Origin of the sequence: Flavobacterium sp., assembly GCF_039595935.1 — a bacterium.
In the GTDB taxonomy this organism is placed as follows: domain Bacteria; phylum Bacteroidota; class Bacteroidia; order Flavobacteriales; family Flavobacteriaceae; genus Flavobacterium.
The window spans coordinates 1,422,968-1,439,379 of the sequence record NZ_JBCNKR010000004.1 but is presented as its reverse complement, the minus strand read 5'-3'; the positions used below and the strand labels follow the sequence as shown (position 1 = coordinate 1,439,379).

General features: G+C 33.2%; 20 protein-coding genes. 5 read left to right on the top strand and 15 right to left on the bottom strand.

What is annotated here, in order from left to right; genetic code table 11:
* Position 1: 1 nt before the first annotated feature.
* Genes ABDW27_RS06255 through ABDW27_RS06240 form a run of 4 tightly spaced genes read left to right on the top strand, consistent with a single transcriptional unit; the run spans position 2 to position 1,834 of the window.
* A complete protein-coding gene (locus ABDW27_RS06255) occupies positions 2-331 on the top strand; it encodes a 2TM domain-containing protein (RefSeq protein WP_343695093.1) in 330 nt (109 codons plus the stop codon).
* A complete protein-coding gene (locus tag ABDW27_RS06250; protein WP_343695092.1) occupies positions 322-639 on the top strand; it encodes a 2TM domain-containing protein in 318 nt (105 codons plus the stop codon). The genes ABDW27_RS06255 and ABDW27_RS06250 overlap by 10 nt, the downstream gene beginning before the upstream one ends.
* A gap of 18 nt (positions 640-657) precedes the next feature.
* Positions 658-1,026: a 2TM domain-containing protein gene (locus ABDW27_RS06245; protein ID WP_343695091.1), complete on the top strand. Its 369-nt coding sequence runs from the start codon at positions 658-660 to the stop codon at positions 1,024-1,026.
* Positions 1,027-1,066: 40 nt separating this feature from the next.
* Entirely contained in the window at positions 1,067-1,834 is a 768-nt protein-coding gene (locus tag ABDW27_RS06240) for a LytTR family DNA-binding domain-containing protein (protein ID WP_343695090.1), read from the top strand.
* 250 nt (positions 1,835-2,084) lie between these two features.
* On the opposite strand, the gene ABDW27_RS06235 is transcribed toward ABDW27_RS06240, so the two are convergent.
* Together ABDW27_RS06235 and ABDW27_RS06230 are read right to left on the bottom strand one after the other, a co-directional pair.
* Positions 2,085-3,110: a COX15/CtaA family protein gene (locus ABDW27_RS06235; protein WP_343695089.1), complete on the bottom strand. Its 1,026-nt coding sequence runs from the start codon at positions 3,108-3,110 to the stop codon at positions 2,085-2,087.
* A gap of 369 nt (positions 3,111-3,479) precedes the next feature.
* Positions 3,480-4,967 carry an HD domain-containing protein gene (locus ABDW27_RS06230; RefSeq protein ID WP_343695088.1) on the bottom strand — a complete coding sequence of 496 codons (1,488 nt, stop codon included), beginning with the start codon at positions 4,965-4,967 and terminating at the stop codon, positions 3,480-3,482.
* A 332-nt stretch (positions 4,968-5,299) separates the two neighbouring features.
* Here ABDW27_RS06230 and yaaA point away from each other — a divergent pair, with 332 nt between their 5' ends.
* Positions 5,300-6,058 (top strand): peroxide stress protein YaaA, encoded by a 759-nt coding sequence (gene yaaA, locus ABDW27_RS06225; protein ID WP_343695087.1) that lies wholly within the window; start codon positions 5,300-5,302, stop codon positions 6,056-6,058.
* Positions 6,059-6,216: 158 nt separating this feature from the next.
* On the opposite strand, the gene ABDW27_RS06220 is transcribed toward yaaA, so the two are convergent.
* The 13 genes from ABDW27_RS06220 to trpC form a co-directional block, all read right to left on the bottom strand.
* Positions 6,217-7,806 (bottom strand): MDR family MFS transporter, encoded by a 1,590-nt coding sequence (locus ABDW27_RS06220; RefSeq protein ID WP_343695086.1) that lies wholly within the window; start codon positions 7,804-7,806, stop codon positions 6,217-6,219.
* A gap of 3 nt (positions 7,807-7,809) precedes the next feature.
* Positions 7,810-8,889, bottom strand: a complete 1,080-nt coding sequence (locus ABDW27_RS06215; RefSeq protein ID WP_343695085.1) for an HlyD family secretion protein — start codon at positions 8,887-8,889, stop codon at positions 7,810-7,812.
* Positions 8,890-8,901: 12 nt separating this feature from the next.
* On the bottom strand, positions 8,902-10,221 hold the full coding sequence (locus ABDW27_RS06210) for a TolC family protein (RefSeq protein ID WP_343695084.1): 1,320 nt from the start codon (positions 10,219-10,221) through the stop codon (positions 8,902-8,904).
* Positions 10,211-10,516 (bottom strand): TetR/AcrR family transcriptional regulator C-terminal domain-containing protein, encoded by a 306-nt coding sequence (locus ABDW27_RS06205; RefSeq protein ID WP_343695083.1) that lies wholly within the window; start codon positions 10,514-10,516, stop codon positions 10,211-10,213. Before ABDW27_RS06205 ends, ABDW27_RS06210 begins: the two co-directional genes overlap by 11 nt.
* The gene (locus tag ABDW27_RS06200) at positions 10,464-10,838 is read right to left on the bottom strand and encodes a TetR family transcriptional regulator (RefSeq protein ID WP_343695082.1); all 375 of its coding nucleotides are present in this window, start codon (positions 10,836-10,838) and stop codon (positions 10,464-10,466) included. The genes ABDW27_RS06205 and ABDW27_RS06200 overlap by 53 nt, the downstream gene beginning before the upstream one ends.
* A gap of 148 nt (positions 10,839-10,986) precedes the next feature.
* Positions 10,987-11,304, bottom strand: a complete 318-nt coding sequence (locus ABDW27_RS06195; RefSeq protein WP_343695081.1) for a type II toxin-antitoxin system RelE/ParE family toxin — start codon at positions 11,302-11,304, stop codon at positions 10,987-10,989.
* Complete coding sequence (locus tag ABDW27_RS06190; RefSeq protein WP_343695080.1) at positions 11,295-11,537, bottom strand: hypothetical protein; 243 nt, start codon at positions 11,535-11,537, stop codon at positions 11,295-11,297. Before ABDW27_RS06190 ends, ABDW27_RS06195 begins: the two co-directional genes overlap by 10 nt.
* Positions 11,538-11,640: 103 nt before the next feature.
* Positions 11,641-12,402: a tryptophan synthase subunit alpha gene (gene trpA, locus ABDW27_RS06185; protein ID WP_343695079.1), complete on the bottom strand. Its 762-nt coding sequence runs from the start codon at positions 12,400-12,402 to the stop codon at positions 11,641-11,643.
* A gap of 92 nt (positions 12,403-12,494) precedes the next feature.
* Entirely contained in the window at positions 12,495-13,232 is a 738-nt protein-coding gene (locus ABDW27_RS06180; RefSeq protein ID WP_343695078.1) for a carbon-nitrogen hydrolase family protein, read from the bottom strand.
* A gap of 18 nt (positions 13,233-13,250) precedes the next feature.
* Positions 13,251-13,571, bottom strand: a complete 321-nt coding sequence (locus ABDW27_RS06175) for a gamma-glutamylcyclotransferase family protein (RefSeq protein WP_343695077.1) — start codon at positions 13,569-13,571, stop codon at positions 13,251-13,253.
* 82 nt (positions 13,572-13,653) lie between these two features.
* Positions 13,654-14,835, bottom strand: coding sequence for a tryptophan synthase subunit beta (trpB, locus tag ABDW27_RS06170; protein ID WP_343695076.1), 1,182 nt, complete (start codon positions 14,833-14,835; stop codon positions 13,654-13,656).
* Positions 14,836-14,846: 11 nt separating this feature from the next.
* The gene (locus ABDW27_RS06165; RefSeq protein WP_343695075.1) at positions 14,847-15,479 is read right to left on the bottom strand and encodes a phosphoribosylanthranilate isomerase; all 633 of its coding nucleotides are present in this window, start codon (positions 15,477-15,479) and stop codon (positions 14,847-14,849) included.
* A 106-nt stretch (positions 15,480-15,585) separates the two neighbouring features.
* Positions 15,586-16,365, bottom strand: coding sequence for an indole-3-glycerol phosphate synthase TrpC (gene trpC, locus ABDW27_RS06160; RefSeq protein ID WP_343695074.1), 780 nt, complete (start codon positions 16,363-16,365; stop codon positions 15,586-15,588).
* Between the last annotated feature and the right edge of the window lie 47 nt (positions 16,366-16,412).

Here is a 16,412-nt window from a genome sequence, read left to right as displayed (position 1 = left end):
TATGGAAACAAATTCTAATAATAACCCTGAAGAATACGAATTACAGCAATTGGCCAGCAAAAAGGTAGTTAAGTTAAAATCGTTTTATAAACATACATTTCTGTACCTGATTGCTTTAGCACTTTACCTTTTAAAAGAATATACAGAACTGCCGCTGCATTTCATGCCGATTCAGTTTTTAAATGACGTTGTTATGATTATTTGGTCGGCCGTGTATGTAGGATCAGCTATAGATATGTTTGTCTCTTTCAGAATTTTTGGACATGAATGGGAAGAACGTAAATTGAGAAGTCTTTTAGAAAAGAAAAATAAAACACAAAAATGGGAGTAATTATGGAAATGAATTTTAATGAAGACGATAAATACTTTCAGGCAAAAAAGAAAGTAGAAAGTATTAAAGGATTTTACGGAAATCTGGTTGCTTATGTATTAGTAAATGCAATTTTGATTTTTATAAACCTGTATACTTCACCAAAATATTTATGGTTTTTCTGGCCATTAATGTGGTGGGGAGTTGGAGTAGTCCTTCATGGATTGAAAGTTTTTGAAGTATTTCCGGTTCTTGGAAAAGGCTGGGAAGAAAGAAAAATCAAAGAATTCATGGAAAAGGAAAAAGAGAATAAAAGTAAATGGAAATAATTTTAAAAAGATAATACTATGGGACGTTTTAGAAGACGCATGTATGAAGATTATGCACACGAATTCAGCACAGATGAAAATTATAATAATGCTTACAGAAAAGTAAAAAGACTAAAAGGATTTTACTCGCATTTGAGAGTTTACGTAATTGTAAATTTGATTATAATTGTTACTAATTTAAATAAAGATATTTTTTCTGAAGGAATTCACGCCAGCGGCTTAACAGATTGGCATACCTATTCTGTAGCATTTTTCTGGGGTATTGGTTTACTGGCGCATGCAATGTCTGTTTTCGGACGTGATTTTTTCTTCAGTGCCGACTGGGAGCAGAAAAAAATCCAAAAATATATGGAGAAAGAAGCCGCTAATGCAAAGAAATGGGAGTAACTTTGAAATACTATTTTTTCTAAATTTTACATTATAATAAATGATCACATTAATTATAGAAGACGAAAAACCAGCTGCAAGACTGCTGCAAAGAAAGCTTGAGAAATTAGATGTTACAGTAGAAACGATGCTTCATTCAGTTGAAGAATCGGTAGAATGGTTTAGCAACAATCAGCATCCGGATTTAATTTTTCTGGATATTCAATTGTCAGATGGTTTATCGTTTGAAATTTTTGAAAAAATAGACATTAAAAGTGCTATCATTTTTACAACAGCTTATGACGAATATGCGTTAAAAGCTTTTAAATTAAATAGTATCGATTATCTTTTAAAACCAATTGATGAAGATGATCTGGAAACGGCGGTTTCTAAATTCAAATCCCGACTTCCGAAAAACACGGTCGAAAGTTCAAATATGCAATTAGATTTTGAACAAATTCGACAAATGCTGTCTAATCCTTTTGAGAAAACTTATAAAAAGAGATTTACAGTTAAAATAGGTCAGCATTTAAAAGTTATTACTACCGAGGAAATCGAATGTTTTTTTAGTGAAAACAAAGGAACCTATATTCATACCTATGATAATCGCGATTATTTGATCGATTCAACTTTAGAAATTCTGGAACAGGAATTAGATAAAAAGGATTTCTTTCGCATAAGCAGAAAATTCATTGTTCCGCTAAAAGCAATTAAAGAAATTCAGGTTTATACCAATTCGCGATTAAAAGTGATTTTACCAAGTTATAAAGATGATGAAGTAATTGTAAGCCGGGAAAAGGTTCAGGATTTTAAATCGTGGCTGGGATAAAATCCAAATGAAAAAAAATCATTTTATCGATAATAGCCCCAGCGGGGTGATATATTTATAGAATTACAATAAGCAAATAAAAAAAGCTCCGGAGGAGCGACATATATTAAGAATATAGAAAAAATATGTCGCTCCTCCGGAGTTTTATGTTGAAAACATTTATTCTTTACTATAAATATTTCGCTTCTCTGAAGCTTACAAAAAAGCTGTCTTTTTGGGACAGCTTTTTTATGTTATAATATATTTCGATTTATTTGCTTAATCGATGCAAAGTATACGTCATAGCACTCAAAAGGAAAAATGCCATAATCTGGTGAATTAATCCTAAAGCCAATGGAACGCTGTATAATAAAGTAAATACACCCAAAAGAAATTGAATGAATACAAAAACTACTAAAGTATTGATTCCGTTTGCCTGCGTATTCGTAAGCGTATATTTTTTACTTTTAAAGAAAAGAAAAAGAATAGCAGCCACGACAACATAAGCAAAAGTTCTGTGTACAAACTGAACACCACTTTTTCCTTCAATTAAATTCTTAATTAAACTAGATTGTTCGATAAAAACCGATTCGTGAATAAATTCTCCGTCGCTCATTAAAGGCCAGTGATTGTGAATTAATCCTGCGTTTAATCCCGCAACGAAACCACCATAAATAATTTGAATTAATAAAGCAGCTAAAGCGTAACGTGCAATTTTACGAAGCGGCAAAATTTTATTAATATTTCTTTCTGGATAAATCAAATCCAGCGCAACCCAAAGTGTATAAGCAAAAGTGATAAAAGCAAAAGTCAGGTGAAGAGAAAGTCTAAAATGGCTCACATCTGGATTGTCAATTAAGCCGCTTCGAACCATAAACCAACCCAAAAATCCTTGGAAAGCTCCCATTGCCAAAAGAACGATACATTTTTTAATAGTTGGTGTATCTAATTTTTTTCTGATTAAGAAATAAACAAAAGGAACAAAGAAAACCAAACCAATAATACGACCGATGAAACGGTGAAACCATTCCCAGAAATAAATGAACTTATAATCGGCTAATTGAAAATCGTTGTGAATATTAATTTTTTGATATTCAGGAAACTTTTTATACTCGTCAAAAGCAGCCTGCCATTTAGCTTCTGTTAAAGGTGGAAATGTGTCCGTTACCAAATGCCAGTCGGTCATAGATAAACCTGAATTGGTTAAACGCGTGATTCCGCCTACAACGACCATTAAAAATAATAAAACACAACCTGATAGTAACCAAATGATTACTGATTTATTCTCTTTTTTCATTCTTTTCCGATTAATTGGATTTCGTTTTTTGTTTTTATATTTTCTTTTAGATAAATCTTGTTTAAATAAAATTTTAAGATTAAAAAGTTTCCTATGCTATTTATAATACCAATTAATAAAACTGCCATAAACCTAGCTTTATAAGTGCTATTAATCATTTGTATTTTAAATAAGCTAATTAAATATACTTAGTGAAAAAATAATAGATGAGTATTGCTGCGAAAAAAGAAACAATACAGATTAGAAAAAATATTAATTTATATTTGAAAATTGTAATATTGTTTTTTTTTAAACTTTTTATAAAAAGAATGTTTGATACTGTAAGAACCAGTACAAAAATTAATAAAAAAAAAGCTCCTACAATATCCATTATTTTTTAAGAGTAAGGTTTAACTTCGCAGCTCTTTTAATCACAAAATCATAAGCCGCCTGATATTCATTTGGAATATCGCCTTCTAAAATAGCTTCTTTAACAGCTTCTTTCAAAATCCCGATTTCGCGTGAAGGTTTTAAATCAAACATTTCCATAATTTCTTCACCCGTAATTGGCGGCTGGAAATTACGAACGTGATCGCGTTCTTCTACTTCAACGATCTTCTTGCGAACGAGTTCGAAATTTTTATGATATTTCTTGAATTTTGCTGGGTTTTTAGTTGTGATATCGGCTTCACATAAAGTCATTAAATCTTCTACATCTTCGCCAGCATCAAACACCAAACGACGAACAGCACTATCCGTTACAATATCCTGAGCCAAAACAATCGGACGTGAACTCATAATAACCATTTTTTGCACAAATTTCATTTTGTGATTCAATGGCATATGTAAACGTTCGAAGATTTTTTTTGCCATTTTTCCGCCTAAAAATTCATGTCCGTGAAAAGTCCAGCCTTGTTTTTTAGTGAAACGTTTTGTTGGTGCTTTCCCGATATCGTGCAATAAAGCCGCCCAGCGTAACCAAACGTCATCTGTATTTGGACAAATATTATCGACAACTTCTAAAGTGTGATAAAAATTGTTTTTATGTGTATGACCTTCAATTTCTTCAACCTGATTTAAAGCCGTTAATTCAGGTAAAATTAAATCTAAAAGTCCGGTTTTGTATAAAAGTAAAAATCCCGTTGATGGTTTAGGTGTAGAAAGAATTTTGTTTAATTCATCTACAATTCTTTCGCCCGAAATAATTTTAATACGATCGGCATTTTTGGTAATAGCATTCAAAGAATTTTCTTCAATTTCGAAATTCAGCTGCGTAGCAAAACGAATCGCACGCAGCATTCGCAATGGATCATCAGAATACGTAATATCTGGATCCAAAGGCGTTTTGATCGTTTTGTTTTCTAAATCGGTTAATCCATCAAAAGGATCTAAAAGATCGCCAAAATTGTTTTCGTTTAATGATAAAGCCAGCGCATTAATTGTAAAATCGCGTCGGTTTTGATCGTCTTGTAAAGTTCCGTTTTCTACAATCGGATTTCGGCTGTCACGTGTGTATGATTCTTTTCGGGCACCAACAAACTCGATATCCGTATCTTCAAAACGAAGCATTGCTGTTCCGTAAGTTTTAAAAACCTGAACTTTTGGTTTATTCGGAAGTAAATCTGAAACTTTAAGAGCCAATTCGATGCCGCTCCCAACAGCTACTACATCAATATCTTTTTTAGAACCTCGGTTTAAAAGCAAATCACGAACAAATCCTCCTATCACATAAGAGTCAACTTTTAATTCCTGAGAAGCTTTCGAAATGATATCGAAGATTTTGTTTTGTAAAGCAGTTTTATAGTTTGTTTGTATCGCCACAAATTCAATTTTTGAATAAAAAGTGCATTTCAAATTTTCAGTTGAAATAAAATGCATGCAAATTTACAACATAGAAAATGCCTATTATAATCTATTGCTCACTTTTTTGAACAATTTCACATTTTGATGCGCAGAATTTTATTAAAATGGGAATGGCTGCCACTAATTACACGAATTATTTTTTTTAGCCACAGATTTAAAAGATTAAAAAGATTAAAAAATCTGTGTAAATCATTTTAATCTTTGGCAGAACAAATTATACTCACAGATTTGAAAAATAAATTCGTGAATTCGTGGCGAAAAAAAAATACAACAATAGAACAAATCAATTGCAAACAATAATTTTTAAGAATGCAATTTGTATTTTTGAATCATAGAAAAAAGCACACATGAAAATTGTTATATCGCCAGCGAAATCATTGAATTTCGAAAAAGAATTACCAACTCCTCAATATACTGAACCTTCATTTTTAAAAGAAGCAAGAGTGGTTCATAAAGTAGTAAAGACAAAAAAGCCTTCTGAATTATCAGAACTAATGTCAATCTCAGATAAACTTGCCGATTTAAACTGGAAGCGCAATCAGGAATGGAAAACGCCTTTTACTGCTGAAAATGCACGTCCGGCAGTTTATACTTTTGATGGTGATGTTTATACAGGTTTGGATGCTTATACTATTCCGTTAGAGAAATTAGAGGTTCTTCAGGATAAACTTCGAATTTTATCAGGTCTTTACGGTCTTTTAAAACCACTTGATTTAATGCAGGCGTATCGTTTGGAAATGGGAACCAAAATGCCGGTTGGAGAATTTAAAAATCTACATGAATTTTGGAAACCAGTTGTAACTAAAGCTTTAAACAAAGAGTTGAAAAAAGGAGAATTGTTTGTGAATTTAGCCAGTAACGAATATTTTTCTGCAGTAGATGTAAAAGCTTTAAAAGTTCCTGTAATCACACCTGACTTTAAAGATTATAAAGACGGAAAACTAAAAATGATCAGCTTTTTTGCCAAAAAGGCGAGAGGGATGATGGTGCGTTATATAATAGATACTAATGCAGAAACTATTGATGATCTAAAAGGTTTCAATTACGAAGGATATAAATTTGATGCGAATCTATCAAAAGGAAATCATTTGGTTTTTACAAGGTAGTTTTTAAGGTGCTGAGGTTCTAAGATGCTAAGGGACTAAGTTTTTTTAGCATAAAGCTTATAAACTGAAAACTGCCACTGAAAACTGTGACTAAAAAAATAAACGCCGAATTCTAAAGGATGAATTCGGCGTTTCTGCGTATTATAAAATTATTATTATTAATGCATTGCGTCGGCTGCATTAATTTTGTTCTTCCCTTTTTTGATAAAGAGAATAATCGGTATGCAACATAAAAACATAATTCCGAGATACATGAAGATATCCATGTAAGCCATTACCGTACTTTGCTTCATAACAGAATATTCAATAGCCTGAGTAGCTTTTTTTAAAGCGACATCGGCGGTGTATCCTTTTGACATGAAGGCGCGCTGCATTCCTGTAAGACGCTGCTGTACTTCTACACGAGTTGGGTCAAGATTATTAATCAAATCAACTCTGTGCGCCTGACTGAAACGGGTTATAAAAGTAGTGATAATTGCAATACCAAAAGACCCGCCTAATTGACGCATCATTCCGGTAAATGCGGCTCCTTCACCAATTTGTTTTCCTTTTAAAGTAGAAAGAGAAAGCGTTGTAATAGGAACGAAAAGTAACCCTAAACCAATTCCTCTTAAAATTAAAGGCCAGTACATATGTTCAACTCCGGTATCAGGCGTCATACGGCTGTACATCATAAAGGTAAAGAAGAAGAAAATTAAAAATCCTACTCCCACCATATATCCTTGCGGAACTCCTTTTTGAATCATATTACCCACAAAAGGCATCATGATAGCGGTTGTAATAGATCCCGGAATTAATAACAATCCGGCATCAGTTGCTGTCCATCCTAAAATGGACTGCGTGTAAATTGGAATAATTAATGTTGAGCCATATAAACCGAAACCAAGAATAAAACACATTATAGTACCAATTCTTAAATTTCCATCTTTTAAAACACTTAAGTTTACGATAGGATGTTTGTATGTCAGCTCTCTCCAAATAAAAAGAACTAATCCTAAAACTGTTACAACGCTTAAAGTAATAATAAGAGAATCGTTAAACCAGTCATCCTGCTGTCCGTGTTCTAAAACGAATTGCAGTGATCCAATAAAGGTACTCAATAAGATAATTCCCCACCAGTCAACCTGATTTGCTTTTAATTTTTCACCATATTTTGGACTTCTTACAAAAGTTAAAGCCAAAATTGTAGCAATAATTCCAAGCGGAATATTAATATAAAATATATAAGGCCAGGAATAATTATCTACTAAATATCCTCCTAATGGCGGACCAAGAGTTGGACCAACAATTACCCCCATTCCGTAAATAGCCTGTGCCATTCCACGTTTTGCGACCGGATAACTTTCTGTAATAATCGTTTGGGCTGTTACTAATAATGCTCCACCGCCCATACCTTGTACGAAACGGAAAGCTACAAGTTCCCAAATGTTGGTGGCATTACCACACAAAAAAGAACAGACCGTAAATATTATAATGGAAGCCACAAAATAGTTACGTCTTCCAAATTGCTGTGATAGCCAGCTCGTCATCGGAATTACAATAACATTCGCAATTGCGTATGCTGTAATTACCCATGCCACGTCGGTCAAGGTAGCACCAAGACTTCCGCGCATGTCTGTCAGCGCTACGTTTACAATCGTAGTATCCACGATTTCCAGCAGTGCACAAAGTACTGCCGTAATCGTAATGATAACACGTCTGAAACCGTATTCTACTAAATCGTCGTCTGCTTGTACTGCTCCTGCCATGTTTTATTTTAAATGTACATCTACATCAACGTTCATTCCTGGTCTTAAAAGTTTTACTTTTTCAGGATCGTTAGATTGATCGATACTAATTTTTACTGGTAATCTCTGAATTGTTTTTACGAAGTTTCCTGTAGCATTATCAGGAGGTAATAATGAAAAACGAGATCCAGTTGCAGGAGAGAAAGAAGTTACAGTTCCTTTAAACTCATAGTTTGGATATGCATCAACTTTTAAGCTTACTTTTTGTCCTACAACCATTTTGTTTAATTGTGTTTCTTTAAAGTTAGCCACAACCCAAGCTTCATTATTATTGATAATGTAGAATAAAGACTGTCCTGGCTGAACTAATTGTCCTGGCTGAATATCAACTTTAGAAACCTGACCGTCGATTGCAGCAGTAACTACTGTATAAGAAAGGTTTAAGTGCGCAACATCTAACATTGTTTTTGCTTTTTTGATGTTTGCTGCAGCAACTTCTGTTTGTTTATCAGAAACTTTAGATTTTGACTGAATTACTGATTTTTGGTAAGAACTTGCTCTTTGCTGTTGTTCTAAAACACGTACTTGGTTTTCAGCTTCGTCTTTTGCAGCCTGAGCCTGCTCAAATTGCTGTTTTGTAATTGTATGTGTTTTATACAAATTGTTATAACGGTTAAAATCGTTAGTTAGCTGTCTCAATCTGATTTTTGCACTTTCGATAGAACCTGTAGCAGATCTCATTTGAGCATCAGAAACAGAAATACTTGCATTTGCGCTTCCAATATCTGCTTTTGCAGCTTCATATTGTCCTTCAGCGCCTAATAAAGCAGCATTAGCTTCATCAATTTTTAACTGATAATCTCTTTTGTCGATAGTAAATAAAGTATCTCCTTTTTTTACATAGTCATTATCTTTCACATAAACTTTGCTGATATATCCTGATACTCTCGGGATAATTGGGTTCATTCTTTTCTCAATTTGAGCATCATCTGTTTCTTCGTGAGCTTGAGAGTGCAGATATTTAGAGATTCCGTAAGTTCCGCCTCCTAAAATAAGAACTGCAAGTATGATGATGAATTTTTTATTTGTCTTTTTCTTTTCCATGAGAGCTATCGATTATATTTTAGAAAGATTGAATGATTGTGATAATTGTCCTGATACTGAAAGTAATTCGTAATATTTTTGAATAATGTTTGCTTTTGCAACAGCTGTATTGATTTTTGCACTTAACTGCTCAACATCTGCTTCAACTAAATCATTAGTGTCAGCAAGACCGTTGTCGAATTTATCTTTTACAAGCCTGTAATTTTCAGATGCTTGCTGAAGCGCTTCTTCATAAACAACACTTTGATTAATAGCCAAGTCATAATCTTCAATAGATTTTTGAACTTCAACTTTAATACGGTCTGTCATGATAGCTTCAGTATTTTTAACTTCAAGTGCTTTGCTTTCAGCTTCTTTTACGTGTGCACTGTTTTTTAAGATTCCAGATAAATCATACGATAAACCTAAACCAAAGTTCATAGCGTATTTTACCGTAATAATGTCTTTAAGATCTAAAGCAGTATAACCTCCAAGCAGTGAAAGTGTTGGGTAATATCCGGCTTTTGCAATTTTTACATTCGCCTCAGAAGCTTTTGATTGTAAACGAAGAGCCTCTAAATCTTTTCTGTTTTCAAGCGCCAAAGCATCAGATGTTGGTGCATTCGTTGTTTTTAGATTAAAGAAATCATCTTCATTAACCTGAATTTTTGTTTCAGGAGCTAATTTCAATAAAGTAGTCAGATAAAAATTGATATTATTAAGATTGTTAGTTGCTTCATCAATAGATAATTGTGTTTTTGAAACTAACAATTGCGCTTTCAATAAATCATTTCTTGGGATAATTCCGTTTTTCTCTAATTCAGTAAAATCAGTTACACGTTGTTTGGCACTTTTTTGATTTTCATTTAAAACGTCTAACGTTTTTTGCGCTTTATATAAAGCTGTGTAGTAAGTAATTACTCTTAAAGCGACATCCTCTTTTGTTTTTACTGCATTAACGCTTTCTGCTTCGTACAAACTTTCGTAAGCGTCAATACTATTTTGAATTTTGAATCCGGCAAAAAGAGGCAGACTTAAATTTGCCATTCCAAGCATTGCGCGGTCAGGAGAAGCAAGAGATGCGCTTTCTCCCTGATTAGGCATATCAATTGAAGCTTTTGTAAGACGCTGGTATTGACCAGAAATTTTTAAATCCGGGTATTGGTTATTTTTTACCGTTTGTAATTCGTATTTTTTTGAGTTTACCTTAGTGTTGGCAAGCGTAACTTCGTTACTCTTTTCCCAGGCCATTTTTACGGCTTCATCTAAAGTTAAACTTGTTTTTTCTTGTGCTTCTATTGAAGATAATCCGATAAAGAAAACTCCAAAGAGCATTAATTGACTAATTTTCATAAACAAGTAGCGCTTTTATAGTTTGTTGAATGTGCTTTGTAAGTTCGTTTTTAATGTAATTGTTAAACATTTCTTCTGTTTTTAAATCAAATATTTCTTCGAAGAAAGAGCGATTCATGTGAAAGTGAAAAAAGGTTCCAATAATTGTAGGAGTAATGAGTTGAATATTAACGTCTTTTCTAAAAACTCCCTGAGACTGACCTTGTTTAATAATGCTTTCTACAGATTTTAAGTTTCCTTTTTTAAGTTCTGTAAAAGCCTGCAGGCTTTTTTCTTTTTTTATTGTAAAGTTCAAAATGTAAAACCCTGTAAATGCCCTTGTTAAGACAAATTCTGTTAATGTAAATTTCGATTAATTTATTGACTCTTTCAAGAGGTTGAATGTTTTCTTGTAATAAATTTTCGAGTTGTAGTTTTAAATCAACAGTTTTGTGAAAAATTAAAGCTTCTAAGAGTCTTTCTTTTGAACCAAAATAATACGAAACCATGGCAATGTTGATTTTTGCCTCTTTTGAAATGTCCCGTATTGACGTCCCTTCATATCCTTTCTCTGAAAACAGCTTTTCAGCAACATTAAGAATCTGAATTTTTTTGTCGTTTAATTCGATCTGTGACATGATATTGTTTCTAATCGGATACAAAATTAAACAGTTGTTTAATTTAAACACTTGTTTAATTTTATTTTAACACAATATTAACATAAAACGGTTTCGATAATTTTGAGCAAAAAAAAGCTGAAACTATGAATGTTTCAGCTTTTTAAATCTATTTACCCAATTTAAGTTTTGTTGGGTTTTGCCTGGTATCGAAGATGTTAGATATATAAATAGCTTTTTTGTATTCATTAATCCAATAAATAATTTTATAATTTTTAAAAATTAAATATCTAAAATCTTGAATTCTGTCAGATAAAAGTTCCTCTTTTTGGCCGCCATAGGCATTAAACTCAAGCGAAAGCGAAGCATCTACCAAGCCATCTACTAGTGCTTTTGCAACTTTAACTCCTGCTTTATATTTGTAGTATTCAAAAATATCTATAAGCTTATCCTCTGCAAATTGAGTCCAATAAACAGTTAATCCCATTTTCGAATTCTTGATTTTAAATCCTTGGATGAGGTAATTCTGTTTTGAGCTACATCATTTATAGATTGATCAATTTCATTATTAAATTGATCTCGGCTCATTGGCTTCATTTCTAAATCCAACAATTGTACTTTTTGCTCATGAAGTAAATTTTCAAGCTGATTGACTATTTCTTCATTTTGCAGCCTAAGGAATTCTTGTACAAATGATATTTTACGGGCTTCTAAATCCATAATAAGTGATTTTATTCAAAGGTATAAAATATTTGAAAAGGTTCTGTTTATAGATTCTTAAAATAAATGGCATTAAAATTTCATATACCATTAGAACTTATATCTATCGAATTCCTCCAACAAATTCCTCAATTTTCCCGCTTCCACTTTCGCTTAAATGTTTAATAAAAGCACTTCCAATAATAGCACCTTTTGCATATTTAGTAGCCTGACTGAAAGTTTCTTTATTCGAAATTCCGAAACCAACAATTTGAGGATTTTTCAAATTCATGGATCCAATTCTTTCAAAATAACTTTCTTGTACATCACCAAATCCAGATTGAGATCCTGTAACACTTGCAGAACTTACCATATAAATAAATCCGTTTGAAACGCTGTCAATAAAACGAATTCTTTCTTCTGAAGTTTGAGGAGTAATTAAAAACACATTAATTAATTCGTATTTTTCGAAAATAGCTTTGTATTCATCTGCATAAACATCAACAGGAAGATCTGGAATAATTAAACCATCAATTCCAATTTCTGCACATTTCTGACAGAAAGCTTCAACACCGTATTGTAACATCGGATTAAAATAGCCCATAATAATTAATGGAATTTTTACGCTTTCGCGGATGTTTTTCAGCTGATCGAAAAGAATCTGAGTCGTCATTCCGTTATGAAGTGCCTGCGTTGAACTTGCCTGAATTGTTGGCCCGTCTGCCAAAGGATCACTAAACGGAAGTCCGATTTCGATTAAATCAACTCCGTTTTTTTCTAAATCCTGAATAATCTGAACGGTATCATTTAAGTTCGGATATCCTGCAGAAAAATAGATTGAAAGGATCTTTTTATCTTCTTGTAATTTTTGAGTTATTCTGTTCATTATTATGTTTTTTTGTGCCACAGATTAAAAAGATTTCAATGATTTTTTAATAATTTAATCTATGAGAATCTGCGAAATCTGTGGCATTATTTTTAAAATTTTAAAACCTTGCTTGTCCAATTATCATTTTGTTTTTTAACTAATAGTAATCCGGAATCAGAATCATTCATCTGACCGATTAATTCTCCTTTGTTATTCCAAAAAGCACTTTGACCTGCCGATGGAGAACCCCAGGATTCTCCGCTAAAATTCGACATCAAAACATTCATTTTGTGTTTCTCAGCGTAACTTTGCAAATCCCGATATGCATTCGGAATCCCATTTGGCGAAAAGAAAATACTGGTTATATAAATATCCGTTTCATTTTTACGGGCATTTTCCGGATGAAGCGGATTATCAATATCAGCACAAATGGCAAACGAAATTTTTTGATTTTCAATCGAAATAATCGGATTGTTATCAAAAGAAGATTCGAAAAATTCATCTTCGCCTTCATGTAAAAACTGTTTTGTATAAATGGAAGCCGAATTGTCTGGCGAAATAATAAATTCACCAATAAACAATCTGGATTCTATTTCAATTGGTGCACCGGCGATAATTACGATATTATTTTCTGCAGACAGTTTTTTTAAATGATCTAAACGAGAATCCTCTTTTTTGAAAATCAATTTATTTGCTTCTTGTCTTTCGTAACCCGTAATTGACATTTCTGGAAAAACGATCAATTGAGCATTATTTTGTACGGCCAATTCAACAAGACGATAATGATCTGACAAATTGGATTCAATATCTCCTCGAGTTGGTTTTGTTTGTGCCGAAGCTAAGATCATTTAATTTATATTTTACGATTATTTATTTTCAGTATAAACCCAGGCAGATTTTCCTGATTTCAATTTTACCTGAACTCTTCTGTATGAATTAGATTCGAATAAATCAACTTTTGCTAAATCGGCATCCGTAACACTGAAAACCACGCCATGTATAACTTCCGAAGCGTTTTCGCTTGGTACTGCCACGACATAATCAGCCATTCCAAATTCTTCTTCAATTTGTAAACTCTTTAACTTATAACCAAGAAGCTGGTCTGCAGTTCCAGTTAATACTTTATTGAAAATCTGCATTTGAATTTGTTTTGATCGTAATGTTCCGTAAGAGAATAACTGTTCCATAATTATTATTTTTCTCGTTATTTGTTAGCGTTAGATTGTTTTAATTCCGCTATTGCGAAAAATGCACAAATTACGATTTTTATTACAATTTAAAATAGTCAATATAATTGTCTAAATCTTTATCACCGCGTCCTGAAAGACTAATAACAACAACATCTGTAGGTTTAAATTTTTTCTGGTCTAAAACCGCAAATGCATGTGCACTTTCGATTGCCGGAATAATTCCTTCTAATTTTGTCAATTGCAAACCTGCATTCATAGCATCATCATCGGTCACAGAGAAAAATTCTCCGCGTCCACTTTGCGCTAAATGTGCGTGTAAAGGCCCAACTCCCGGATAATCTAATCCTGCAGAAATAGAATAAGGTTCTGTAATTTGCCCGTCAGGAGTTTGCATTAAAAGGGTTTTACAACCGTGAATTACTCCAACTTTTCCTAATTTACTGGTTGCAGCGCTGTGACCGCTGTCAACACCTTTTCCGGCAGCTTCAACCGCAATAATTCCAACTTCTGACTCATGTAAAAAGTGGTAATAAGTTCCCGCAGCGTTACTTCCGCCGCCAATACAAGCCACTACGTAATCAGGATTTTCACGACCTTCTTTTTCTTTTAACTGCCATTTGATTTCCTCTGAAATGATACTCTGAAAACGCGTTACCATGTCTGGATAAGGATGAGGTCCAATTGCAGAACCAATAATATAATGTGTATCAACCGGATTGTTAATCCAGTCACGAATGGCTTCGTTTGTAGCATCTTTTAAAGTACGTGAACCTGAAAGTGCCGGACGAACTTCTGCGCCTAACATTTTCATACGAGCTACGTTTGGAGCCTGACGCGCAATGTCGATTTCGCCCATGTAAACAATACATTCAATTCCCATTAAAGCACAAACTGTCGCAGTCGCAACGCCATGCTGACCCGCTCCGGTTTCGGCAATAATTCTTTTTTTACCTAATCGTTTTGCTAATAAAATCTGCCCAATTGTGTTGTTGACTTTGTGCGCTCCGGTATGGTTTAAATCTTCTCTTTTTAGATAAACTTTTGTGTTGTATTTTTCAGATAAACGCTTTGCAAAATACAACGGACTTGGGCGTCCTACATAATCTTTCAGCAATTGGTTGAATTCTGCTTTAAAATCTGGTTCATCCATTATGCTTAGATATTTTTGACGTAATTCTTCTACGTTTGGATAGAGCATTTCCGGGATGTAAGCTCCTCCAAATTCTCCGTAATATCCTTTTTCGTTGACGTTAAAACTCATTTCGTTAAAGTTTAAAAGTTGGCAACATCAAATTTGCGTTTGAAATTGCTAAATAAATTTCTATTTTTCAGCCCTGGTTCGATTTCAAATTTACTATTTACATCGATAGCATAAATAGGTAAATTGCTTTTTGAAATTTCTTCAATGGCTTTTAATTCTTTCATTCCGATTCCGCCGCTCAAAAAGAAAGGCTTTTTCGAATTGTATTTTTTTAATATCGTCCAGTCGAATGTTGTTCCGTTTCCGCCCGGAAGTTTTCCTTTAGTATCAAACAAAAAATAATCGCAGACTGATTCATAAGGTTTTATACTTTCAAAATCAAAATTTTCATCAGCAGAAAATGCTTTTATGATTTCGATTTTCTTTGGTAATATTTTTTTTAGTTCCGATACAAATTCAACCGATTCATTTCCGTGTAACTGAACAGCTTGTAAATTGTATTTTGTTACTTTCTCCAGAATTTCTTCCTGACTTTGATCTACAAAAACACCCGTTTTTTTGATTGTTTTTATAAGTTCAGGAATTGTTCCGTTAAAATATCGCGCGGATTTTTCCCAGAAAATAAATCCCATATAATCGGGTAGGAGTGCGCCTACTTCGAGAATGTTTTCGGGATATTTCATGCCGCATATTTTGAGTTTCATTTTTTTATAATGCTTTAAGCTTTAGGCAATAGGCTTTATGCTTTTTGCTTTGCGCTGATTTTTTTATTTACTTTTTGCTAAAAGCTTATAGCCTATAGCTTACGGCTTATAGCTGACTTATAAAGTCAACAGCTGCTTGTCCGGCATTGTCGGTTTTCATGAAGTTTTCTCCAATTAGGAAACCTTTATAACCGTATGGCTTTAGTTCGTGAATGGCTTCAATAGATGAAATTCCGCTTTCTGAAACTTTTACAAATTCATCTGGAATTTGAGACGCCAATTGTTTGCTGAAATCTAAGCTTACTTCAAAAGTTTTTAGGTTTCGGTTATTTACGCCAATCATATCTAAACTTGGCATAATCGATTTTTCCAATTCTTCCTGATTGTGAACTTCCAGTAAAACTTCTAAACCTAAATTTTTAGCAAATTCAGATAATGATTTGATTTCTTCGCGGGTTAAAACTGCAGCGATTAAAAGAATTAAATCCGCTCCGTGTGCTTTTGCTTCCAGAATTTGATATTCATCAACAATAAATTCTTTTCGTAAAAGCGGAATATTTACTGAAGCTCTTGCTAAAAGTAAATCGTCTAAAGATCCTCCAAAATATTTTCCATCAGTTAAAACAGAAATTCCGCAAGCTCCGGCATTTTCGTAGCCCTTTACCACTTCTTCAACCGTGAAATTATTATTGATGATTGATTTTGAAGGAGAACGGCGTTTGTGTTCGGCAATTATTCCAGAGATGCTTTCTCTCAATTTCTGACTTAAAGAAATGGTTTGTTTTTCAAAAAATACTGAACTTTCCAATTGTGAAACGGGAATAATCGATTTTTTAAGAACAACTTCTCTTTGTTTGTCAAATATTATTTTATCTAAAATATTCATGATTATTGTTTTGCCACAAAGTCACAAAGGCGCAAAGTTTAGTGCTA